This is a genomic window from Ruegeria sp. HKCCA4008 (assembly GCF_013033125.1).
Lineage (GTDB): Bacteria > Pseudomonadota > Alphaproteobacteria > Rhodobacterales > Rhodobacteraceae > Ruegeria.
This window is the reverse complement of record NZ_WQDM01000013.1, coordinates 38234-59218: the sequence shown is the minus strand read 5'-3', so window position 1 is coordinate 59218 and position 20985 is coordinate 38234. Positions and strand designations below refer to the sequence as shown.

22 protein-coding genes, 1 other RNA gene and 1 riboswitch are annotated in these 20985 nt (G+C 58.8%); of the genes, 11 read left to right on the top strand and 12 right to left on the bottom strand.

Translation table 11 applies throughout. From position 1 onward, the window contains the following. Nucleotides 1–171: 171 nt before the first annotated feature. Nucleotides 172–1632: a PLP-dependent aminotransferase family protein gene (locus GOW60_RS20035; RefSeq protein ID WP_171119873.1), complete on the bottom strand. Its 1461-nt coding sequence runs from the start codon at nt 1630–1632 to the stop codon at nt 172–174. A 133-nt stretch (nt 1633–1765) separates the two neighbouring features. On the opposite strand from GOW60_RS20035, the gene GOW60_RS20030 reads away from it, so the two are divergent. Further along, nucleotides 1766–2074 (top strand): helix-turn-helix transcriptional regulator, encoded by a 309-nt coding sequence (locus GOW60_RS20030; RefSeq protein ID WP_171207031.1) that lies wholly within the window; start codon nt 1766–1768, stop codon nt 2072–2074. After that, nucleotides 2067–3098, top strand: a complete 1032-nt coding sequence (locus GOW60_RS20025; RefSeq protein ID WP_171230665.1) for a permease — start codon at nt 2067–2069, stop codon at nt 3096–3098. Before GOW60_RS20030 ends, GOW60_RS20025 begins: the two co-directional genes overlap by 8 nt. A 56-nt stretch (nt 3099–3154) precedes the next feature. On the opposite strand, the gene GOW60_RS20020 is transcribed toward GOW60_RS20025, so the two are convergent. Next, nucleotides 3155–3544, bottom strand: coding sequence for a hypothetical protein (locus GOW60_RS20020; RefSeq protein ID WP_170347299.1), 390 nt, complete (start codon nt 3542–3544; stop codon nt 3155–3157). Between the two features lie 51 nt (nt 3545–3595). Further along, entirely contained in the window at nt 3596–4357 is a 762-nt protein-coding gene (locus GOW60_RS20015; protein ID WP_171119869.1) for a DUF1013 domain-containing protein, read from the bottom strand. Between the two features lie 130 nt (nt 4358–4487). On the opposite strand from GOW60_RS20015, the gene GOW60_RS20010 reads away from it, so the two are divergent. Beyond that, a complete protein-coding gene (locus tag GOW60_RS20010; RefSeq protein WP_171230664.1) occupies nt 4488–5129 on the top strand; it encodes a ribonuclease T2 in 642 nt (213 codons plus the stop codon). Here GOW60_RS20010 and GOW60_RS20005 read toward each other — a convergent pair. Next, the gene (locus tag GOW60_RS20005; protein ID WP_152459209.1) at nt 5126–5614 is read right to left on the bottom strand and encodes a hypothetical protein; all 489 of its coding nucleotides are present in this window, start codon (nt 5612–5614) and stop codon (nt 5126–5128) included. The genes GOW60_RS20010 and GOW60_RS20005 overlap by 4 nt on opposite strands. A 206-nt stretch (nt 5615–5820) precedes the next feature. Between GOW60_RS20005 and GOW60_RS20000 the strand changes: the two genes are divergently transcribed. Next, nucleotides 5821–6318, top strand: coding sequence for a lactoylglutathione lyase family protein (locus GOW60_RS20000; RefSeq protein WP_152459208.1), 498 nt, complete (start codon nt 5821–5823; stop codon nt 6316–6318). 69 nt (nt 6319–6387) lie between these two features. On the opposite strand, the gene recR is transcribed toward GOW60_RS20000, so the two are convergent. The 3 genes from recR to GOW60_RS19985 form a co-directional block, all read right to left on the bottom strand. Beyond that, nucleotides 6388–6981, bottom strand: coding sequence for a recombination mediator RecR (gene recR / locus GOW60_RS19995; protein ID WP_171230663.1), 594 nt, complete (start codon nt 6979–6981; stop codon nt 6388–6390). 61 nt (nt 6982–7042) lie between these two features. Beyond that, entirely contained in the window at nt 7043–7396 is a 354-nt protein-coding gene (locus GOW60_RS19990) for a YbaB/EbfC family nucleoid-associated protein (protein WP_171230662.1), read from the bottom strand. Between the two features lie 400 nt (nt 7397–7796). Beyond that, nucleotides 7797–9560 (bottom strand): DNA polymerase III subunit gamma/tau, encoded by a 1764-nt coding sequence (locus GOW60_RS19985; RefSeq protein ID WP_171230661.1) that lies wholly within the window; start codon nt 9558–9560, stop codon nt 7797–7799. A 171-nt stretch (nt 9561–9731) separates the two neighbouring features. Here GOW60_RS19985 and GOW60_RS19980 point away from each other — a divergent pair, with 171 nt between their 5' ends. Further along, entirely contained in the window at nt 9732–10244 is a 513-nt protein-coding gene (locus GOW60_RS19980; protein WP_152459204.1) for a dual specificity protein phosphatase family protein, read from the top strand. On the opposite strand, the gene GOW60_RS19975 is transcribed toward GOW60_RS19980, so the two are convergent. Next, on the bottom strand, nt 10236–10643 hold the full coding sequence (locus tag GOW60_RS19975) for a hypothetical protein (RefSeq protein WP_152459203.1): 408 nt from the start codon (nt 10641–10643) through the stop codon (nt 10236–10238). The genes GOW60_RS19980 and GOW60_RS19975 overlap by 9 nt on opposite strands. A 90-nt stretch (nt 10644–10733) precedes the next feature. Beyond that, nucleotides 10734–10956: riboswitch (cobalamin riboswitch) on the bottom strand. A gap of 70 nt (nt 10957–11026) precedes the next feature. On the opposite strand from GOW60_RS19975, the gene GOW60_RS19970 reads away from it, so the two are divergent. Continuing rightward, entirely contained in the window at nt 11027–11947 is a 921-nt protein-coding gene (locus GOW60_RS19970) for a hypothetical protein (RefSeq protein WP_371813399.1), read from the top strand. 39 nt (nt 11948–11986) lie between these two features. Here GOW60_RS19970 and rsgA read toward each other — a convergent pair whose 3' ends face one another. The 3 genes from rsgA to GOW60_RS19955 all read right to left on the bottom strand — a co-directional run bounded on the left by rsgA (nt 11987) and on the right by GOW60_RS19955 (nt 15177). Continuing rightward, on the bottom strand, nt 11987–13012 hold the full coding sequence (rsgA, locus tag GOW60_RS19965) for a ribosome small subunit-dependent GTPase A (protein ID WP_171230660.1): 1026 nt from the start codon (nt 13010–13012) through the stop codon (nt 11987–11989). 158 nt (nt 13013–13170) lie between these two features. Further along, nucleotides 13171–13269, bottom strand: an RNA gene (gene ffs / locus GOW60_RS19960) — signal recognition particle sRNA small type. 39 nt (nt 13270–13308) lie between these two features. Beyond that, on the bottom strand, nt 13309–15177 hold the full coding sequence (locus GOW60_RS19955) for a bifunctional 2',3'-cyclic-nucleotide 2'-phosphodiesterase/3'-nucleotidase (protein ID WP_371813398.1): 1869 nt from the start codon (nt 15175–15177) through the stop codon (nt 13309–13311). 182 nt (nt 15178–15359) lie between these two features. Between GOW60_RS19955 and nudC the strand changes: the two genes are divergently transcribed. Genes nudC through GOW60_RS19940 form a run of 3 tightly spaced genes read left to right on the top strand, consistent with a single transcriptional unit; the run spans nt 15360 to nt 17439 of the window. Further along, entirely contained in the window at nt 15360–16343 is a 984-nt protein-coding gene (gene nudC / locus GOW60_RS19950) for an NAD(+) diphosphatase (protein WP_171230659.1), read from the top strand. Nucleotides 16344–16379: 36 nt separating this feature from the next. Continuing rightward, the gene (locus GOW60_RS19945; RefSeq protein ID WP_171119860.1) at nt 16380–16847 is read left to right on the top strand and encodes an SRPBCC family protein; all 468 of its coding nucleotides are present in this window, start codon (nt 16380–16382) and stop codon (nt 16845–16847) included. A 49-nt stretch (nt 16848–16896) separates the two neighbouring features. Then, nucleotides 16897–17439, top strand: coding sequence for a chloramphenicol phosphotransferase CPT family protein (locus GOW60_RS19940; RefSeq protein ID WP_171230658.1), 543 nt, complete (start codon nt 16897–16899; stop codon nt 17437–17439). A gap of 4 nt (nt 17440–17443) precedes the next feature. Here GOW60_RS19940 and GOW60_RS19935 read toward each other — a convergent pair whose 3' ends face one another. After that, nucleotides 17444–18277: a prephenate dehydratase gene (locus tag GOW60_RS19935; protein WP_171230657.1), complete on the bottom strand. Its 834-nt coding sequence runs from the start codon at nt 18275–18277 to the stop codon at nt 17444–17446. Nucleotides 18278–18397: 120 nt separating this feature from the next. Between GOW60_RS19935 and GOW60_RS19930 the strand changes: the two genes are divergently transcribed. Both GOW60_RS19930 and GOW60_RS19925 read left to right on the top strand, forming a co-directional pair. Then, nucleotides 18398–18910: a cytochrome c family protein gene (locus tag GOW60_RS19930; RefSeq protein WP_152459925.1), complete on the top strand. Its 513-nt coding sequence runs from the start codon at nt 18398–18400 to the stop codon at nt 18908–18910. A 170-nt stretch (nt 18911–19080) separates the two neighbouring features. After that, on the top strand, nt 19081–20985 hold the full coding sequence (locus GOW60_RS19925; RefSeq protein WP_171230656.1) for an extracellular solute-binding protein: 1905 nt from the start codon (nt 19081–19083) through the stop codon (nt 20983–20985).

Below are 20985 nucleotides of genomic sequence, written 5' to 3'. Positions count from 1 at the left end.
GCATCTGCAAAACCTTAACAAACGCCTCTTCCGTCGTCATCTTCATCTGAGTGCTCTCCAACCAAGAGTGAGTGAAACCGGGCACTGTGCCCGGCGTTTGATATGGTTTTGGCGCAAGGGTGCGACCTGCGTTAGGGCCAAAACGAAAGCCGGATTAGGTCCAGATGAGGCTCAAACGGCCCGAATTGCGTCGGCGATCAGTTTCACGCCGGGCGCGATGCGGTCTGTTGGAATGGAGGAATAGCCCAAGCGATAGAAATTCTGTGGCCTGTCGGGCCCCGAGAAGAACGGTGCGCCCGGCTCAATGTGAACACTCTGGTTTTGCAGCCTTAATGCCAGTTGAGTTGTGTCGATGTGTTCAGGGGCTGACATCCACATTGAAGAGCCGCCAATCACACCCCGTCCAGCCACGGTCAGCCCACTTTCCGCGATGGCTTCGTCCATCGCGTCGCGCCGTTCTTGCAAGGCCTTCGACATACGCCGAATTTGCGCGTCGTAATGGCCCAACGACAGGAAATACGCCGCCGTGCGCTGAATGTGGCCTGGCGGGTGGCGCAGAACCAAGGAGCGCAGCGCGCGCGCCTCGCGGATAAAGGGCTCTGAGCCGACCATGTATCCAAGTCGCAATCCTGGAAACAGCGACTTGGAAAAACTGCCGACATAAATCACGCGCCCATCCCGATCCATGGATTTCAGCGCCGGCGAAGGGGCGCCTCGGAAGGCCATTTCAAACTCATAGTCATCCTCGACAACCATCGCATCCAGATCGCGTGCTCGGTCCAGCAACTGGTTGCGACGGTCGATCGGCATCGTTGCGGTTGTCGGGCTTTGATGGCTGGGGGTGGTAAAGATGACGTCCGCTTCGTCGGGAATCGCCTCTGGAGGCAAACCGTCCCTGTCCACACTCAAGGGTGTTACCGCACAATCCCAATGGTTCAGAAGACTTCGCAGTGCATAGTAACATGGGTCTTCTATGACGGCCGTGCGATTGTGCGTCAGCAAGATGCGCGATGCCAGCCAGAGCGCGTTCTGCGCGCCCAGAGTGATCAAGATCTCTTCGGGACGGGCCGCGATGCCACGGCGAGGTAGAGTGTGACGGGCAATAAATTCGATCAACAACGGATCATCCTGATCCACGTAATCTCCGGTCAGCGAATCGAAATCCTTGTGTCCCAACGCGCGGACGGCGCATAACCTCCAGTTGGCGTGGTCAAACAAGGTTCGGTCAGCCTGCCCGTAGATGAACGGATAACGGTACTCTCGCCAGTCGCTGGGTTTTGGCAGAACGTCACTGTCCAGAAAGCGGCGCGCCAGCGCCTTGTCCCAGTCAACGGATTCGGTGCCGCGCTGGACAGGCGAATACTTGGGCGGGACAGGTGCGTTTTGCGAAACGTAATACCCGGACCGCCCCTTGGCCGTCAGGTAGTCATTGGCCAAAAGTTCGGTGTAGGCCAACGTCACCGTTATTCGGCTGACACCCAGATGCGCGGCCAGTTTGCGTGACGAAGGGAGTTTTTCTCCGACGTGAAAGCGACCGGACAAGATGCCTTCGGCAATCATCTGCTGGATCTGGGCCTGCAATGTGCCCTGACCATTGAGCTCGAGAAAGAATGTATCGACCGAAATCCCCATGCCTGCTTATAGGGTGGACTTAAGGCTGGGGCAATCTGGACTTACATCGCAGTCACGAAATTTTGTCGGCGGGGTTGACCGGAGAGTTCCTTCGGACTAAGTAACCATAAATCTAGTTTAATGGAGATAGTGGATGTGGGAAGCTGCTGCTGCCGGATTTTCCGCCATGGGCTCTGAAGCTCGGCTGAAAGTCCTCAAGACGCTGGTCCGGGCTGGCAAAGCCGGATTGACCGTTGGCGAGATACAGGACCGGACAGGGATTGCCCCGTCGACCCTGGCCCATCACCTGCGGTTTCTTGCGGCCGGTGGAGTGGTCGAACAGGAAAAGGTCGGTCGAACCACGATCAACCGCGCCAATTACGACGAATTGAGAAATCTGGCGCAATTCATTCTCAGCGAGTGCTGTGCTGACGAAGTTGGAAAGGCTGCGAACGATGGCTGATTTGACGCAGAACCCGCGCATGACTGCCAAAGTGGCGCTGGACCTGATCAAGACACCCTGGACGCTGATCGTCGTCATTCTGGCGGCGGTGGCGATCCTGGATCCCGGAAACTTGCCCGAGGTGGTGACATTTGCAGCCAAGGCTCTGGCGCATACAGGGCAGTATATTCTGTTTGCAGTGCTTCTGCTGTCTTACCTCAAGGCGACCGGCGCAGAGGTGATGGTGGCGCGTGCCTTTGAGGGGCGCGAAACCCGGATGATCTTTCTGGCTGCCTTGTTCGGTGGTCTTGCACCGTTCTGTTCTTGCGAGGTTATCCCCTTTATTGCGGGTCTTCTGGCCCTTGGTGCGCCGTTGTCCGCGGTCATGGCGTTCTGGCTCAGCTCACCCTTGATCGATCCGCCGACGCTTTTGATTACCGCCGGTGCGCTGGGATGGCCCTTTGCCATCGGCAAGGCTGTTGCGGCTGTTGCGCTTGGCCTGTTCGGTGGGTTCGCGGTTCGGTTGCTGATGCGCAACGGCGCGTTTGCCCAGCCCTTGCGCGAATACAAGCCCGCCGGGTGCTGCGGATGTGGTCCGAAAACGGATGACAAACCGGTCTGGAAATTCTGGCAGGAGCCCGAGCGTCGCGCCCGGTTCCGTTCGGAATTCGTGCACAACGGTCTGTTCCTATTGAAATGGCTTGCGCTGGCTTATGTGCTGGAGGCGCTTTTGGTAAACTATGTCCCCGCCGACTTGATCGCAGGCTTGGTTGGCGGAGAAGGCGTGCTGCCGATCGTAGTTGCTGCGCTGGTGGGTATGCCGGCATACCTGAACTCCTACGTGGCGCCGCCTTTGCTGGCAGGGTTGATGGAGCAAGGTATGACAGCGGGTGCGGCCATGTCGTTCATGGTTGCCGGTGCCGTCAGTTCCATCCCGGCGATGGCTGCAGTCTGGTCATTGGTCAAACCACGTGTCTTTGCAACCTATCTGACCCTGGGGGTCGGTGGCGCAATCGTGGCTGGTATCATCTTTCAATTGGTTTGAACGCAAAAGCCGCCCGGTGTCACATCGGGCGGCTTTTATCCGTTCGGTTCCGTCGATCAACTACCGTCGCACAGACGTGGCAGTTTGAACCGGTATCGGGCTTCTCCGCTTTCGACGTAAACGCGTTTTTCGATACAGGCCGTCGTGCCCACTGTCTGCGAAATCTGCGCATCTGTGGACGTAATCGATGTGGCGGACCCATCAGGCAAGCGGACCGATGCCACGACGCCGTTTTTCAGATCTCCGTTCACCGGAGTTGCAGACAGAACCGGGACGGTCAGAAATGCCTCATGCTCGTGTTCGCCTTCATCCCCCAGCAGAAACAATGTCGTGACGATGGCAATCATGACAACGCCGCCGGCCAGACCAAGCCCCCACGTTTTCAGAAAGGCATAAATCGTGACGGCGCGGTGCGGGCCAAATACCGCAGATAGAACGTTCAGCATGGCAAGTCCGTGAAAAAAGCCCCAGCCGTCATGGCCGAGGCTGTTTGCGCGTTACGGGCGAAGATCGTCTTCGTCTTCGTCATCCGCCCCACCCTTGGGCAGGTTGAAAAAGCTGTCTGCGTCGATGATCGGTTCGTCTTCTTTCTCTTCCGACGGCTCGTCGGACAGCGAGAAGGTTTCCAGGCCTTCTATTGCGGTCGGGATTTTCGGCGCTGCGTCCATTTCCAGCGACTGCTCGGTCGAGACCAGCTTGCGACGCTCGTCATCGCTCATCACGCCGCCTTCAGCTGCTTTCTTGGCCGCCGCTTTCTGCACGGCGGTGTCCAGTTCAGACTGTTTGCACAGACCCAGAGCAACAGGATCAATCGGCTGCATGTTGGTGATGTTCCAGTGCGTGCGTTCGCGGATCGACTGGATGGTGGGCTTGGTGGTGCCGACCAGCTTGGCAATCTGGCCGTCGCTGAGTTCCGGGTGGAACTTGACCAGCCACAGGATCGAGTTCGGACGGTCCTGGCGTTTCGAAAGCGGCGTGTAACGCGGGCCACGGCGCTTTTCCTCGCCGGCGGCCGATGGGTTGAACTTGAGCTTCAGCTTGTGAAGCGGGTTGTTCTGTGCCGCGTCGATTTCTTCCTGGGTCAGCTGGTTGTTGGCGATCGGGTCAAAGCCCTTGACGCCGGCGGCGACGTCGCCATCAGCGATACCCTGCACTTCCAACTCGTGCATTCCTACGAAATCCGCGATCTGCTTGAAGCTGATCGTGGTGTTGTCCACCAGCCATACGGCGGTTGCCTTGGCCATAAGCGGTTTTGCCATCAGCCCGTCTCCTATACATACATCTGTCCCGTCGCCGGAATTCGGCGGCCCCTTGGTTTTGGGGCAGGTTTCCGTTGTCGGGGAACTTCGCCCGTATATAGTCGCGCAAAGGCAAGAAGGGAAGAGGCGAATGCGCCAAGGGATTACGGGGCTGGTTTTGTGGATCTTGAGCGCGGTCGCTGCGCTGGCCGAGGGCGAAAAGGCGGGCGAGTTCGATTACTACGTGCTGTCGCTCAGCTGGTCGCCCAACTGGTGCGCCCGCGAAGGTGACGCGCGCGGCTCGGATCAATGTGACGATCGGCATGATCACGGCTGGATACTGCACGGGTTATGGCCACAGTTCCATCAGGGCTGGCCGTCCTACTGCCGTACCCCCGAAAGCCCACCTTCGCGACGCATGACGCGGGAAATGGAGGATATTCAGGGCAGCTCCGGCCTTGCTTGGCATCAATGGAAGAAACACGGCACATGCTCGGGATTGTCGGCATCCGACTATTTTGCCTTGTCCCGGCGGGCTTATGAAGCGGTCAAGCGCCCTGAGGTGTTCCGCAAGCTGGATTCATCCGTCAAACTGCCGGCTTCGGTGGTCGAGGAGGCATTCCTGAAGGCCAACCCGGAGTTGGAGCGCGACATGATCACGATCACCTGCAAACAGGGCTATATCGAAGAAGTCCGCCTGTGCCTGTCCCGCGATCTTGATCCCGTACCCTGTGGCCGCGACGTGATCCGCGACTGCACCGCTAAGGACGCCCTGTTCGATCCGATTCGTTAGAGCTTTTTGTTCTGGCAGTCCCGCGCATAGTCCAGCGCCTTGGCGGTGCCTTTCAGATCGATGGCCATCACCACTTCACCTGCCGGATTGTAGACGGTCATCGTTTTGTTCTGAGCGATGGCGTTCACAAAGCTCCGGTCGGTGAAAAACACGGTTGCGCCCGGCACGTCGCGTTCGTTGAACCCGATGGCCGTCGCATCATAGCTTTTGCCGTCCAGATCAAAGCGGATCGGGTAACTCTCACCCTGTTTAATGTCGCCCCATGCCTTGTTGTAAACGGCGAAATACCCACGATTGCCCAGCGCGTCATAGCCCAGCCGCACCACCGAGAGATCCTGATACACCGTCTGGATCAGGCACCCGTTGCCAAGCGCTGGGTCCATCATGATGTTCCAACCTTCGACAAAGCCCTTGTCCACAAGGTCCTGCGACAGGGCGGCGGTTGCAGTGAACGTGGCGAAGGCGAGGGCGAGAAGGCGGGCCATAACGTATTCCAATCAAAGGGATCAAGTCCGAGGCATTCTACTACGCGCGCACGGAAGGCAAAGCCCCTTTTGCTTTGTAGCGAGTATTTTATCTCCGGGTCATGACCCATGCAGCGGGGTGAACCCTGCTATGAAGGCTTGGGAAGCAACTTGAAAACTAATCGCTGTCCAATAGTTTTACGTCTTAGCAGATTGAGGAGCCTTCTATGTCTCAGTTTCCAAGGACTTTTTCACATATCGGGTTGTCCGTTCCAAACGTGGACGAAGCCGTGAAGTTCTATTCCGAGGTCTTGGGTTTTTACGTCATCATGCCGCCCACCGACGTGGTCGAGGATGACTCGGATATTGGCGTTATGTGCACGGATGTTTTTGGCCCGGACTGGAGGAAACTGCGTATCGCGCATCTCGCGACAGCGGACAGGATTGGAATTGAACTCTTCGAGTTTGACGGGAATTACGAGCCTGAAAACAACATCGATTTCCGCAGAAATGGCACGTTTCACTTTTGCATTCAGGACCCTGACGTCGAAGGTCTGGTCGAAAAGATTGTGCAGGCTGGTGGAAAACAGAGGATGCCGATACGGCACTACTATCCCGGAGAAAAGCCTTACCGAATGGTCTATGTTGAAGACCCCTTTGGTATCGTATTCGAAATCTACAGCCACTCGTATGAGCTGACCTACTCGTCTGGCGCATATACCTGAAGCCCGTGAGCCCGCGTTGATACGTGCTGGGGCGATGGCGCAGTTATCGCCCTGATCCTCTGAGGTTCGCTACAGTTCCTTCCGCGCCCGCAGCGCGGCCGTGATCGTCCCGTCATCCAGATAATCCAGCTCTCCGCCAATCGGCACACCCTGCGCCAGCGAGGTCAGGCGCACCTGCCCCTCAAGCTGATCGGCGATGTAGTGGGCGGTGGTCTGGCCATCGACGGTGGCGTTCAGCGCCAGGATGACCTCGGAAATCCCTTCGGCCACAACCCGGTCTTTGAGGCGGGGAATGCGCAACTCGTCGGGGCCGATCCCGTCCAGCGCCGACAGTGTGCCGCCCAGAACGTGATAACGGCCTTTGAACACTCCGGCACGCTCCATCGCCCACAGATCGGCGACGTCTTCGACCACGCACAGCTCGCCGGTTGCGCGGGCCTCATCGTTGCAGATGTCACAGATATCGGTGGTGCCCACGTTGCCGCAATTCAGGCATTCCCGGGCCGTGATCGCGACCTGCTGCATGGCATCAGACAGGGGCGTCAGCAGCAGGGCGCGTTTGCGGATCAGATGCAGAACCGCGCGGCGGGCCGAGCGCGGGCCCAGGCCCGGCAGTTTGGCCATCAGGTCGATCAGGTTGTCGATGTCGCTGTTCGAACTCATGGCCAATCCTGCTTTGCGCCGGAGGGAGCCTCCGGCGGGAGTATTTTAGAAAAGATGAAGCTCAGAACGGCAGCTTGATGTCTGCGGGCAAGCCCATGCTTTCGGTCAGCTTGGCCATTTCTTCTTGCGAACGTGCGGTTGCCTTGGTCTGCGCATCCTTGATGGCGGCCAGGATCAGGTCTTCGACCACTTCCTTGTCATCACCGTTGAAGATCGACGGGTCGATATCCAGACCTTTGAGTTCACCCTTGGCTGTCGCCGTTGCCTTGACCAGCCCTGCGCCGGATTCGCCGACAACCATCATGTTGTTCAGCTCTTCCTGCATTTCGGTCATCTTGGTTTGCAGGTCCTGCGCGGATTTCATCATCTTGGCCATGTCGCCCAGACCGCCAAGCCCGCCGAGTCCTTTCAGCATAGTATTCTCCTGTGTCTCCGTTTGCGCTCTAGATACGGGCAGCAGCCACATGGCACAAGGGTTCTCCCGCCGGTCGGAGGCTCAACCGTTCCGGCCGGCATGTTGATCGGCGCAGGCGTCAGCAGGATCGTGCCACCCGTCTGCGACGCCATATTTGCCAGCAGGCCCGACACGCGCGGATCGTCCTTGGCGCGCATATGGTCTGCAACCGAGAGTGATTGCATGGAACACAGAAAATCTGGGCGGGGTTCGAATGGCTACGCAGCATCCGGATCAGAATTGTCACGGGCCGCCTTCCGCTGGCCGGTGTCGCAACAAACGATCTGAGACATGCGGGCGGATGTGTTCGATCGAAACCTCGGTCAGCTTCGTTTGAAACAGGGGGTGATGGGCGGCGGGGTCAGTCTTCCTCGAACGGGTCCCACTCGTCTTCCACCTCGGGAAGCGCTTCGGTCTCGACCTTGGCGGCGCGTTGCTCCGGCGTTTCGATCCTGGTGATTTTCGCCTTTGGGAATTGCGCCAGTACCGCCTGCACCAAAGGATGTTGTTCGGCCTCGGATTTCAGTGCCAGCTCGGCCTCGTCCCGTATTTCTGCAATTGTGGGGGCTTCTCCGTTCGAGACGATCGAGACAGCCCACCGGTTTCCTGTCCAGCGTTGCAGAGCAGAGCCCAGTCGTGGCGCCAAATCGGCCGGCGCCTGGGTGGCGGGTGTGAATTCGATTCGCCCCGGTTGATAGGAGACGAGGCGCACGCCGTTTTCCACCTCGACCAGCAATTTCACGTCGCGATTTGTCCGGATCAGTTCCACCACGTGGTCGAAGGTCGGGTACCGGGCAAGAGCCGTCTGGGTATCCTGCGCCAGGGCTGCAGCCGGTGCGCCACCGGCACCGCGAGGGGGCGGCGCGTAGGCAGGTGGATGGGCCGCGCCAGCCGGCGCCGGGCCGGTGCCCGGTCGGGATATCGAAACGCCGCCATTGGGTCCGCCCGGCGGCGGTGGCGGGGCATCTTGCAACCGTTTGATCAGCTCTTCGGGGCTGGGTAAATCCGCTACATGGGTCAGGCGAATAACGGCCATTTCAGCAGCCATCATGGCGTTGGGGGCTGCCGAGACTTCCTCGAGCGCCTTCAGCAGCATTTGCCACATCCGGGTCAGAACCCGCATCGGCAGAGCCTCGGCCATGTGTTGGCCCCGGGTCCGTTCGTCCGGAGAAACCGTCGGGTCCTGCGCCGCGTCAGGCGTGATCTTGACGACGGACACCCAATGCGTGATCTCGGCCAGATCGCGCAGCACCGCCAGCGGGTCCGCGCCTTCGGCGTATTGGCCGCTCAACTCGGTAAGTGCTTCGGCGGCATCGCCGCGCAGGATCATATCCATAAGGTCCAGAACCCGGCCACGGTCTGCCAGTCCAAGCATTGCACGGACCTGATCGGCGGTCGTCTCACCAGCCCCATGCGAAATCGCCTGATCCAGCAACGAGGTCGCATCCCGCGCCGATCCTTCCGCTGCTCGGGTGATCAGCGCCAGCGCGTCTTCGGCGATCTGGGCGTTTTCCGCTTCGGCGATCTTGCGCAGCAGGCCAATCATGTCTTCGGGTTCGATCCGGCGCAGGTCGAAACGCTGGCAGCGGGACAGCACGGTGACAGGGACTTTGCGGATTTCAGTGGTTGCGAAGATGAACTTCACATGCGCGGGCGGTTCTTCCAACGTCTTGAGCAGCGCGTTGAACGCGCTGGTCGAGAGCATATGAACCTCGTCGATGATATAAATCTTGTAACGCGCGCTGGCGGCGCGATAGCGGACACTGTCAATGATCTCGCGGATATCGTTGACGCCCGTACGGCTGGCGGCGTCCATCTCCATCACGTCGACATGGCGGCCTTCCATGATGGCGACACAATGTTCACACTGACCGCAGGGCTCGGTCGTGGGGCCACCGGTTCCGTCGGGTCCGATGCAGTTCATCCCTTTGGCGATGATCCTTGCGGTCGTGGTTTTGCCGGTGCCGCGAATGCCGGTCATGATGAAGGCCTGCGCGATCCGGTCGGCCGCAAACGCGTTTTTCAGGGTGCGCACCATCGCATCCTGACCCACTAGATCGGCAAAGGTTTCCGGGCGATATTTGCGGGCGAGAACCTGATAGGCGGGGCTGGAGCTGTCTGTCATGTCTTCTCGTTGGGATTCGGTGCTTGGGCACAGCGTAGTGGCCACCGTTGCCCGCGTCCACAGCGGGGCGCGATGATTTTTGATTTAGAAACGAGTCGCTTTCGCACTAAACTGCATCAGCGGATTTAATGGCTCATTTTTGTAAAGAGTTCTTTGGGGAGGACAGGATTCATGTCGCAGTTGGTGATCTACGCCCTGCAAGTCGGTGGCGGAACGCTGGCACTGACCTCGATGCCCGGACGCGGCGGAGATTACTCCAGCGATCTGGATATGATCGCAGCCTGGCAGCCGGGGCTTGTTGTTTCGATGACGACGGATGTCGAAATGCTTCAGGACGGGGCGCAGGAATTTGGCAGCGATATTCAAAGCCGCGCCAGCCGATGGGTTCACCTGCCGATCGAAGATTTCGGAGCGCCGACAAAAGCGATTGATGACGCGTGGCCGTCCGTCAGCGCCGCGGCCCGGCACGCGCTTTCCGGCGGAGGTCGCGTATTGGTGCACTGCCGCGGGGGATGTGGCAGGTCAGGTATGGTTGTCCTTCGGCTTATGGTCGAATGCGGCGAACGCGCGGACACGGCGCTGCAACGATTGCGGGCGGTGCGCCCTTGCGCCGTCGAAACGGATGCGCAACTGGCCTGGGCCTCTCGGCGCGCCCAGGCACAGGTCAGTCTGGATTCAGATTGAAATCTGCACGGGCGCGCAAGCAGGTTTCCAAGGCCGGATCGTGGAAACTTCGATCATCGCGCAGGGTGGAGGATTCACGACGCCGGATGGCATCGCACTGAACGTGTTTCCGAAGATCAGGTCGGCATAGCCGTTCAGCGGCTCAACTGCGGTTTCGGGCTGCGTCCCGCAAAAAACACGAATGCTGTCTGATTGCGCGCGGAAAATTGCATGACATCCTTCGGTGCAATGTGACAGCTCACTGCTGCCCTCAATCTCGAAATCGTCACTTGTGGCCGAGGTCGCCTGGGCCATGGCTTCGGATATCGAGCGCGCCAGCCGCGCCAAAGCGGGGCAGGTTTTACCCGTCCGCTGACATACTGTTGCACTGAATTCATGTGTTTTTGTCTTCCAGATCATCCTGCGCCCTCCGCGCTTGGTGGACAGGATATTTTGGACAGGTGGGACATCGTGATGCCGTCAGGACCTGCCCGGACACCCCGCCCGAGTTTCGGTTTCGTTTCCGATGGCAGGTCTCCTGACTTGCGGGTCATCGCTTTGCCGACCTTCCCAGCCTTCGGGGCCAGTGGTGTTTCGGCATCGCTTACCGCTTACAGTTGCGGGGGCAGTCGCGGATTTGGTTGTTGCCTGCATGACCAGACACTACCGCACCGTGTTCCCTTTTCATCCCGACCCCTTGTGGAGGCCGGAAACCATCACACAACCGCTAGCGTTTGAGCACGCATCGAGTCAAGCCGATCTTTTGACCGGACGCTTGGTCATGCTGGATACGATGTTGGTTCATGCATAGTGTCGAGGGCGTTGAGGTTCGGAAACCGGATTCACCAAGCGCAAAGCCAGAGATCATGTTGGACACAGAGCAAACGGTATTGACCGAAGAGTTTCGCTTTCCGTCCGGGCAGAAAACACTGTCTGCCCGGTTGTACAGCCCGCTGACCTCGCCCGAAATCGTCGTCGTGCTGAACAGTGCAACGGGTGTGCCGCGCGATTATTACCGTCATTTCGCACGATGGCTTGCTGCCGAGCAGGGTATGGCCTGCCTGACCTATGACTATCGCGATTACGGGCATTCCTTGACCGGCCGCCTGAAAGATTCGCGTGCGACCATGGCGGATTGGGCCTTGATCGACATGCCCGCGGCACGGGCGGAAATGCGCAGACGGTTTCCCGATTCGCAGCATTGGACCATCGGCCATTCGATCGGCGCGATGTTGGGGCCTGTGCAGCCGGATATCGATCTGATTGACCGGATGATCTGTGTGTGTTCGGGGCTGGTAACCCTAAGCGACCATCCATGGCCCTATCGGGGTTTGGCAGGATTGTTCTGGTATGGTCATGCCCCGCTTTTGGCCCGAGCCCTTGGCTACCTTCCCGGAAAGGCGATCGGGTTCGGCTCGGATCTGCCGGCATCGGTCTATTGGCAGTGGCGCAAATGGTGTACCGCGCCTTTGAACTATGTGCCTGAAATCGGGCATGAGTTACCTGCGGCGCAGTGGAAGGATTCTGGAACGCCCGTGGATTTGTTCACCTTCGAGGACGACCAGATGGTGCCGCCGGACGCGGTTTGGCGGCTTGCGGATCTTTACGGCCCCGATGCCAACCGCCACCTGCTGAGCCCTGCCGATTTCGGGTTGCCCGAGGTTGGTCATATCGGCGCATTTGCCCGGCGCAATGCAGCGGTTTGGCCGCGACTGATCGCTTGATCAGACGCGGCGCAGGACGGGCCGGGCACCGTCCAACAATCACCGGGTGCGAAGTTTCTTTTCCTTCATGACGCCACGGACCATCTTGCCGAACGCTTTGTCCCGCGCCCGGGACTGCGCGACGGTTTCAGAATTGCGCTGATCTTCGCGCCGAAGCTTGCGCCACCGGTCCAATCGAGCCGGATCAAGCGTGCCGTGGCTGATCGCCTTTTGCACGGCACATCCGGGCTCGGAGCTGTGCTGGCAATCCGAAAAACGGCAGTCCCGGCTCAACTCGGCAAGGTCAGAGAAAACGTCGTCGATCCCGTCCCGAGCGTCCAGCAGGCGCAACGCGCGCATTCCGGGTGTATCGATCAACCAGCCGCCGTTGCGCATCCGGTGCAATGCGCGTGCGGTCGTCGTGTGCCGGCCCCGCGCGTCATCCTCGCGAATGTCCGAGGTGGCAAGATCCTGATCGGTCATGGTATTGGCAAGTGTCGTCTTGCCAACGCCCGACGAGCCAACCAGCGCTCCGGTCTGGCTTTTGGGGCACCAGGACAGAACCTTTTCAACCTCTGCCGGGTCCAGCGCGTTGATCGCCAGAACCGTCAGGAACGGATCCAGTGATTGCACCTGTCCCGAGAAACTGTCAGGGTCCGCCGATTTGTCGGCCTTTGTCAGAACGACGACCGGGTAACACCCGGCCTGATGCGCAAGCGCCAGATATCGTTCCAGCCGGGGCAGGTTGAAATCGGCATTGCACGAGCTGACGATGAACAACACATCGACATTGGCTGCGATCAGTTGCGTCGCGGCACCTGTCCCGGCGGCGCGCCGGTGCAGCAGGCTGCGCCGGTCGAGCAAATGGCGCACACGTTTGTCGTCATCGGCGAGAACCCAATCGCCAACGGCATAGCTGCCGGTCGTTTGATCGGGGGTCAGCAACGGGACTTCGCCGTCAGGGTTCAGCCCGATCAGGCGGTCCCGATGAACGGAAGTGATGCGAAAAGGTGTGCAGGAAGGATAAGCCGCGTGTTGCGCAGCAAAGTGAGAGGACCATCCAAGGTCCGAAAGTGCAAGAAACATTGGTTTGCCTGTCGTCAGAAACAGCACTCCCGACGGATGGCGATCGCTCATCCCCGGGTCATGTGTTCAGGCAGTCAGTCGATACCGTTAGGTCAGAACCGTGCTGCCCGAAGGGTCTTTGCTACAATCATAAAGCCCTCCTGCGGCCAAGGTTCGTAAAGTGAGAGGTTGGACATCGACCCAAGCGGGGCTCGTTGTGGCTGCTTCCTTCCGGACCTGACCAGGTTGGCGAGGCGCTCGCCCGCGCCAACCTCTCGACTCTGGATATAGGGAAGGCTTCGGCAAAAGACAACCCGTCAGAGCGTCAGCCGAATGCGAGCAAAACCGTTTTCGTCAGGCTCCAGAATCTTGGGGGCAAACCTGTTCAATTCGTCGACATACTTCAAAGCACCGGGACCGGTCCGAAGAATGGTCGTCACCCCCGATTTCGGCATCAGAGAGAACGGATAAGGTTGCCGGGCCAATGGGTCGGGTGGCAGGCGGTGCGTCATGTAATCCCGCAAAATGTCCCGGATATCCAGCGGGGGCAGATCGATGGCCGGGGCCGATGACACATGCGGGAAATGCCCGCCCCCGCTTGCGCGATAATTATCGAGCGCAACGACAAATGCCTGATCGGGTTGCACGGCCTGGCCTGCGCAAGTCAGATGATGCACCCGCCTGTGGCCGGGATGGATCATTTGCCCCCCGACATCGTAACGCGCCGGTTGCGACGGGTCGATCTGATAGGACAGGCCAAAGATGACATCGAAATTGTATCCCGCCCGAGCCCGGTCGAACAGCTCTGCCTCGGCATCGGGGAATTGTTGGTTGAATGCGCTGGCTGACATCTCCAACCACTCCAGCAGCTGCGCGCCCGTGATCTGAACCGCGCGCAACTCGTTGGGAAAGACATGCAGGTCCGCCACGTGACGCAGACAGATTTCACCGGGCGGCACGTCTGTGTAGTGCCTGGGGCCAGAGCGCCCGCCGCATTTGGCCGGTGACGCGGCTGACAACAGCGGCAGCTCTGCAAGCGTGGTGCCGTGTAAAAAAGGGCGCAACGCAGCTGCCTGTGCGGCGGCCACAAGCGTCAATCCACGATCCGGCGCACAGAAACTGAAATAGCTGTTCAATGTCTCCGAGACGTGCGCAACGGGCGCGGCCATGTCCTGACGGGTCTGCTGATGCGCGGGTTCAACCAGATGTGCGATTTCCAAATCTTCGCCAATCGCGGTGCCGCCCACCGAAACCGGGCGCAATTCGGCGTGGCTGTCGACAACGCGCAGCCCCGATTGGGGCTCTAGGGTAACGGCCAGATCGATTACTCCAAGAAATGCGCCTGCCGAGCCGGGCATGACAACCGGCGTTCCATGCACCAGCCCTTTCACGTAATCCACATTCGGGGTTTGCGCGCCGGTGCGTGCGGGAAGGGTCAGGTGAGTGTGCCCGGCGACAACAGCGTCGATGCCCTCGATCGCGGCCAGGGGAATAACGGCATTTTCAGTGTCGGTCGCTGCGTCCGGGTGTCCAAGCCCGGAATGGGCGAGCGCCACGATCAGATCGCACCCCTTTTCGCGCAAGATACGCGTCAGGGACCGTGCCGCGACAACGATGTCGTCCGCCTCTACGGATTCGTTCAGATTGTGTTCTTCCCAACGTGTTGTCTGCGGTGGCAGAACCGAAAACACGCCGACGCGAATGGGTACATCCTTGTTTCCCACCCTAACGATACGGTCAAGGATCGCAAAACGCTGCCAAGATTGTTGTTCTCCGGACCGATGAAGATTGCCGCACAGAACCGGGCACGGGGCTTGTGCAAGGGTCTTGTCCAATGTCGGCAGCCCGAACCCGAAATCATGGTTGCCCAGACCAATCGCATCATAGTCCAGCGCATTGAATGCCTGCATCATCGGGTGGGGATTGTCGTTCCGAACGGCCCATTCGCCCATCGGCGTTCCCTGGAGCGAATCCCCGTTGTCGAACATCAGCACCAGCGTGTCTGTGGCCTCGTGCCGGGCCTTGCGGATCAGGCTGGCGGTGCGAGTCAGCCCAAGCGCCGGGTCCGGTGTGTCCGCGTAATAGTCAAAACCGGTCAGATGCATGTGCAGGTCGGAGGTGGCAAGAATACGAATACGCCCACGGTCTTTTGTGGGTTGAACCTGCGTCGATGGGTTTTGCTTCACTTTTGTTGTTCTGCTTTTGAATGTGGTAATGGGCTAAAATCATCAAAACGCAGTCTAGATGATTTTTCCGAGGCCGCCATGCGGCTTTTCGGCGGCGCGTCTGTGCGTTTTGCGTCTTGAATTGCCATTGCAACAGGGCCTGAGACATGGCAGCCCTGTGCGCAAGACCAGAAGGAATTCCAATGAAAAACGCAGAGCAGGTGACTTTCGGCGGCTCGGGTCTGAATCGGGCAGCGCATCTTCGTGGGGATTCAGAGAAGCTGGCCGAGATGGCACGCGACCCTGCTGCGCGATGCATATTGCTGTGGCGAGGCAAGCTTTTGGTCGTGGGCGCGGCGCTGGATCAGCTTGCCCTGACGCAGATGACTCACCCTTTGGTCAGCGATGGCCCCGGCGGCGTGATCGAAGCACCGGTTTTTCTGGGCCTGAGCGCAGAGGGCGCACCCCTGTTTGCCGCGGATATCTCGGCCTGGGGGGCAGAGGGATTGGATCTGACCGGCCTAGGAGAGTTCGTGGACAGATCCGAACAGCAGCACCCGGATTTGCCTGAAGGGCATGTTTTTGCCGAGCTTCGCCGGATCATGGCGCGATTGTCGCCTCGTGATGCCGAACTGGCCGCATCGGCCAAGGCGGTTGTCGGTTGGCACGAAACACATCGCTTCTGTGCCCGCTGCGGCGCAGCCAGCGATATGTCGCAAGGGGGATGGCAGCGCAGTTGCCCGTCATGCGGCGGGCAACATTTTCCGCGCACGGATCCGGTTGTGATCATGCTGATTACGCATGGGGACAATGTGCTTATGGGGCGGTCTCCGGGTTGGCCCGAGGGCATGTTTTCCTTGCTGGCGGGATTTGTCGAACCCGGCGAAACGCTCGAAGCGGCGGTGCGTCGCGAGGTGATGGAAGAGGCAGGCGTACCTGTTGGTGCGGTGTCTTACCTGTCCAGCCAGCCCTGGCCGTTCCCGGCATCCCTGATGTTCGGATGCGCCGGCGAGGCCCTGTCGCGCGACATAGTTATCGATCCGGTCGAGATCGAAGAGGCGATGTGGGTCAGCAAATCCGAAATGATGCAGGCATTTGCCGGCGAACATCCCCGGTTGTTGCCGGCTCGCAAGGGAGCTATCGCTCATTTTCTGCTTCAGAACTGGCTTGCGGATACGCTGGACTGAGAAAAACTGGTGAAGCCATAAACAGCAAAGGTCATTATGCAGTTTTCAGCGCGCGAAGATATCGAAGCCCCGATCAATTCGGTGTTCGACATGGTGTCGGATTTCGAAAGGTTCGAACGTATGGCGATGCGTCGTGGTATCGACGTGCGGCGTCTGGAGGCTGATGCAATGGTGGTTGCCGGCACTGAATGGAAAACCGAATTCAAGTTGCGTGGAAAGCCGCGCCAGATGTCGGTGGTGATGACGGATTACGACAAGCCGTCGCAAATGCGGTTCGAGGCGGCCAGCAAAGGGATGACCGGCCTGACGACAGTTGATTTTCTGGCCCTGTCTCCGCGCCGGACACGCCTGAGCATCGAAATGTCCTTGGCCGCAAAGTCCTTGCCCGCGCGGTTGCTGTTGCAGTCCATGAAGCTTGGACAGTCAAAGTTCCGCAAGCAATTCCAGGTGCGGTTCAGCGAGTTTGCGCGTGAACTGGAGCAGCGTCACCTGCACGGGGCGTGAACGGCGTCTGCTGGGCTGATCGGGGCAAGGATTGGAAAAGAAACCGCAGATGTCGCACATCATTTTTCTGCATGGCGCATCAAGCAGTGGTAAATCGACGATCGCGCAGGCTTTGCAACAGAAGATAGCGAAGCCGTTCTGGCATATCTCGATCGACCACTTGCGAGATTGTGGTGTTCTGCCGCTGGATCGCTATCGCCGTGGCGAGTTCGATTGGTCCGACGACCGATCGGCAGTCTTTGATGGGTTTCATCAGTCGCTGGCTGCCTACGCGGCCTCGGGCAACAATCTGATTTTGGAACATATTCTGGATACGCCGGGGTGGGACAAAGATTTGCGCGACCTTTTCCGCCCGTTTGATGTTCTGTTCGTGGCTGTCCATTGCCCGGTTCCCGAGTTGAACGCGCGCGAACGATTGCGCGGCGACCGTCCGGTGGGAAGCGCCCAACGGGACCAAACCATGATCCACGCTGGCAGAGTTTACGATATCGAAATTGATTCCATGGACGGCATCGAGGCCAACGTGCAGGCAATTCTTCAGGCATGGCGCAGTGACCTGCGCCAATCGGAATTCAACCAGTCTTTCGCGTGACCTGTCAGCCGCGAGGATGGGCCGCAGGGTAGACGCCAAGAACCTCGACATTGGTCGTGAAATGTTCCAGCTCGTCCATTGCCAGCTGCACGTTGCGGTCTTCGGGATGTCCAACGATATCCGCATAAAACTGCGTTGCAGTGAAGGACCCGTCGACCATATAGCTTTCCAGCTTGGTCATGTTGATCCCGTTGGTGGCAAAGCCACCCATGGCCTTGTACAGCGCGGCCGGGATGTTGCGGACCTGAAACACGAAGCTGGTGATCATTCCATACTCACCCCGACGTGACAGATCCGCCTCTCGTGACATGACAAGAAAACGGGTCGTGTTGTCGTCATTGTCCTCGATATGGCGGGCCAGCACGTTCAGGTCGTAGATTTCAGCCGCAAGCTCGCTGGCCAGAGCGGCGGAATGCAAATCCCCGATTTCGGCCACTTCGCGCGCGGCGCGGGCATTGTCGGGACTGACACGGCCGCGAATACCGTGTTCTTTCAGAAAGCCGGAACATTGCGGCAGCAGCACCAGATGCGAATGCGCTTCGGTGATGTCTTCCAGTTTTGCGCCGGGTACACCAAGAAGGTTGATGTGAACACGCACGAACGCTTCATCGATGATGTGAAGCCCGCTATGGGGCAACAGCCGGTGAATATCGGCAACCCGACCATAGGTCGTATTTTCGACCGGCAGCATCGCCAGATCGGCCGCGCCCGAGCGAACCGATTCGATCACATCCTCGAATGTGCGGCAGGGCAGGGCCTCCATTTCGGGTCGTGCGTTGCGGCAGGCCTCGTGACTGTAGGCGCCGGGTTCGCCCTGAAAAGCAATGCGATTGGTCATTTGGTCGATTCCATGCAACAAGTTCGCGATTTGGTCGTTTCGTCGCGGTGTCTATACCTTGCCTCTCGCAAGTGGAAGCCTTAGACACCTGCGCAGACAGCTGAAATGGACACGCGATCAATGTTCGACACGATGACAGTTACGAAGGCCGCCGCAGGCCTGTTCGGCACTTTCCTGGTGCTGCTTCTGGCCAAATGGGGGGCTGACATCCTCTATTCTTCCGGTGGCCATGGCTCGGCTGAGGCCGCCTACATTATCGAAACCGAAAGCTCGGGCGAAAGCGCCGACGGCGAAGAAGTGGTCTTTGAAGATCTGCTGGCCGCCGCTGACGTTGAGAAGGGCGCGAAAGTATTCCGCAAGTGCACCGCGTGCCACAAGCTGGAAGACGGGGCGAATGGAACCGGCCCTTACCTGTATGGCGTAGTTGATCGCCCGGTTGCCTCGGCAAAAGGTTTCACCGGTTACTCAGCCAGCATGCAGGCCCATGGCGGCAACTGGACGCCCGAAGCGCTGGATGCCTTCCTGGAACGCCCAAGCGCTTATATCTCGGGAACATCGATGAGTTTTGCTGGCTTGAAAAAACCTCAGGACCGCGCGGACTTGATTGCTTATCTGCAGACAATTGGCAACTGATTGCCTGAGAGACCATTGAAGTTCAGAGCCGCTGCCCCGCGCAGCGGCTTTTTTTGTCTGAAGGGAACTTCACAAAGCGCTCACGCATTCTAAACTTGAAACTGTCAGCGTTGGCACTTTAGCTAGCGTATGCGACATAAAAGATTACAATAACCCAGAGGATGAGCCCCATGATATCCCTAATGCCTGCTGCACGTGATCTTAAGGTCAGGCCATTGGCTGGCATATTCGGGCTTTGTGCTGTTCTGCTCTCTTCGCAAGCCGCTTTGGCATTGGATGAGGGGGTTACCCGCAGTCATGGATATTCGTATTTCGGCAATCTGGATTACACTGCTGACTATCCGCATCTGAATTACGTGAATCCAGATGCGCCCAAAGGTGGTGAGTTGTCCTTGGCGGCTTCGGGGACGTTCGATTCCCTGAATCCCTATTCCCGCAAGGGGCGCGCAGGCGCCTTGACGACGCTGCAATATGATCGCCTGTTCGAAAGCTCTGATGACGGTGTCGGGCAGTATTACGGCGTGCTGGCGGAAAGTCTGGAATATGATGAAGGGCGCAACTACGTCATTTTCCATTTGCGACCCGAAGCAACCTTTTGGGATGGCACGCCGGTGACGGCCGAGGATGTTGTCTACAGCCACCGCTTGTTCATCGAACAGGGCCTGCCTTCGTACGCCCAGGCCGTGGGCCGCATGGTGACGGGGGCCGAAGCGTTGGATGATCACACGGTCAAGTTCACGTTCAATCCGGAAGTCACACGCCGCAGTTTGATCGAGACCGTTGGGTCGACCCCCGTCTTTTCGAAAGCATGGTTCGAGGCGGATGAATCCAGACGTCTGGATGAGCCGCGTCTGGAAGTTGCGGTCGGCTCGGGCCCCTACAAACTCGACAGCTATGACATCAATCGCCGTATCGTTTACAAGCGACGCGACGACTATTGGGGTAAAGATCTGCCATTCAATGTTGGTCGCAACAATTTCGATACCATCCGCGTCGAGTATTTCGCCGATCAGACAGCGGCGTTCGAGGGGTTCAAGGCCGGTGAATACACGCTGCGGATTGAAAGCGATCCCAAGCTTTGGGCGACGGCGTATGATTTTCCGAAGCTAAACGAAGGTGTGATCGTTCGGGACGAGATACCGGATGGCAGCCCGCCAACGCCGTCAGGCTTCGTCTTCAACCTCGGAAAACCGCAGTTTTCCGACAAGAACGTACGCAAGGCCCTTGCACTGGCCTTCAATTTCGAATGGGCAAATGAATCCCTGCTGTTTGGTCTGAATTCACCGCGCAATTCCTTTACACAAGGCACCCCGCTGGAAGCGCAAGGCCTGCCCGAGGGCGATGAACTGGCGTTTCTTCAAGCGCTGGGTGAGGTTGTGCCCGAGGACCTTCTTTCAGAACCTGCCGTGACGGTCCACGAGTCAAACCCCGCGCGCCTGAACGATCGCAGAAATCTGCGAAAAGCCGCGAAATTGCTGGACGAGGCCGGGTGGCCCGTTGGCGATGGCAACGTGCGGCGCAACGCGGAAGGGCAGACGCTCAAGGTGGATTTCCCCTATCCTTCAAACCTGCCGACCTCGACGGCCACGATGATTGAAACCTATGTCCAGAACCTGCAAGCCATTGGCGTGGATGCGTCGGCGGAAAAGGTTGACCCGGCGCAATACACGCTGCGCAGCCGCGAGCGGGACTATGACATGGTCTATTCCACTCGTTACGGGTCTTTTTTGTCGACCGGTGGCGGGTTGAGCCAGATGTACGGGTCGGAAGAGGCCGCATTCAGTCTTTTCAACCCGGCCGGATTGGCCAGCCCATTGGTTGACGCAATCATCGAAGCATCCTTTGATACTGACAATCAGGCGGATCAGGACATGGCGTTGAAGGCGTTGGATCGCGCTTTGCGGTACGAGTTCTTCGTGATCCCCGTAGGATACATCGCTGACCACTGGGTGGCATATTACGATATGTATGAATACCCGGAAAACCTGCCGCCTTATTCGCTGGGCTATCTGGATCTGTGGTGGATCAATCCGGAAAAAGAGGCCGCACTGAAAGCGAAAGGCGCGCTGCGATAA

What these genes read in the sequence shown, in the direction of transcription:
- recR (WP_171230663.1), bottom strand. Translation starts at nt 6,981, where the DNA reads ATGAGTTCGAACAGCGACATCGACAACCTGATCGACCTGATGGCCAAA.
- rsgA (WP_171230660.1), bottom strand. Translation starts at nt 13,012, where the DNA reads ATGTTTCTTGCACTTTCGGACCTTGGATGGTCCTCTCACTTTGCTGCG.
- GOW60_RS19990 (WP_171230662.1), bottom strand. Translation starts at nt 7,396, where the DNA reads ATGCTGAAAGGACTCGGCGGGCTTGGCGGTCTGGGCGACATGGCCAAG.
- GOW60_RS19940 (WP_171230658.1), top strand. Translation starts at nt 16,897, where the DNA reads ATGTCGCACATCATTTTTCTGCATGGCGCATCAAGCAGTGGTAAATCG.
- GOW60_RS20020 (WP_170347299.1), bottom strand. Translation starts at nt 3,544, where the DNA reads ATGCTGAACGTTCTATCTGCGGTATTTGGCCCGCACCGCGCCGTCACG.
- GOW60_RS20015 (WP_171119869.1), bottom strand. Translation starts at nt 4,357, where the DNA reads ATGGCAAAACCGCTTATGGCCAAGGCAACCGCCGTATGGCTGGTGGAC.
- nudC (WP_171230659.1), top strand. Translation starts at nt 15,360, where the DNA reads ATGAAAAACGCAGAGCAGGTGACTTTCGGCGGCTCGGGTCTGAATCGG.
- GOW60_RS19985 (WP_171230661.1), bottom strand. Translation starts at nt 9,560, where the DNA reads ATGACAGACAGCTCCAGCCCCGCCTATCAGGTTCTCGCCCGCAAATAT.
- GOW60_RS20010 (WP_171230664.1), top strand. Translation starts at nt 4,488, where the DNA reads ATGCGCCAAGGGATTACGGGGCTGGTTTTGTGGATCTTGAGCGCGGTC.
- GOW60_RS19980 (WP_152459204.1), top strand. Translation starts at nt 9,732, where the DNA reads ATGTCGCAGTTGGTGATCTACGCCCTGCAAGTCGGTGGCGGAACGCTG.
- GOW60_RS19930 (WP_152459925.1), top strand. Translation starts at nt 18,398, where the DNA reads ATGTTCGACACGATGACAGTTACGAAGGCCGCCGCAGGCCTGTTCGGC.
- GOW60_RS19925 (WP_171230656.1), top strand. Translation starts at nt 19,081, where the DNA reads ATGATATCCCTAATGCCTGCTGCACGTGATCTTAAGGTCAGGCCATTG.
- GOW60_RS20030 (WP_171207031.1), top strand. Translation starts at nt 1,766, where the DNA reads ATGTGGGAAGCTGCTGCTGCCGGATTTTCCGCCATGGGCTCTGAAGCT.
- GOW60_RS19970 (WP_371813399.1), top strand. Translation starts at nt 11,027, where the DNA reads ATGCATAGTGTCGAGGGCGTTGAGGTTCGGAAACCGGATTCACCAAGC.
- GOW60_RS20035 (WP_171119873.1), bottom strand. Translation starts at nt 1,632, where the DNA reads ATGGGGATTTCGGTCGATACATTCTTTCTCGAGCTCAATGGTCAGGGC.
- GOW60_RS20005 (WP_152459209.1), bottom strand. Translation starts at nt 5,614, where the DNA reads ATGGCCCGCCTTCTCGCCCTCGCCTTCGCCACGTTCACTGCAACCGCC.
- GOW60_RS20025 (WP_171230665.1), top strand. Translation starts at nt 2,067, where the DNA reads ATGGCTGATTTGACGCAGAACCCGCGCATGACTGCCAAAGTGGCGCTG.
- GOW60_RS19935 (WP_171230657.1), bottom strand. Translation starts at nt 18,277, where the DNA reads ATGACCAATCGCATTGCTTTTCAGGGCGAACCCGGCGCCTACAGTCAC.
- GOW60_RS20000 (WP_152459208.1), top strand. Translation starts at nt 5,821, where the DNA reads ATGTCTCAGTTTCCAAGGACTTTTTCACATATCGGGTTGTCCGTTCCA.
- GOW60_RS19975 (WP_152459203.1), bottom strand. Translation starts at nt 10,643, where the DNA reads ATGATCTGGAAGACAAAAACACATGAATTCAGTGCAACAGTATGTCAG.
- GOW60_RS19945 (WP_171119860.1), top strand. Translation starts at nt 16,380, where the DNA reads ATGCAGTTTTCAGCGCGCGAAGATATCGAAGCCCCGATCAATTCGGTG.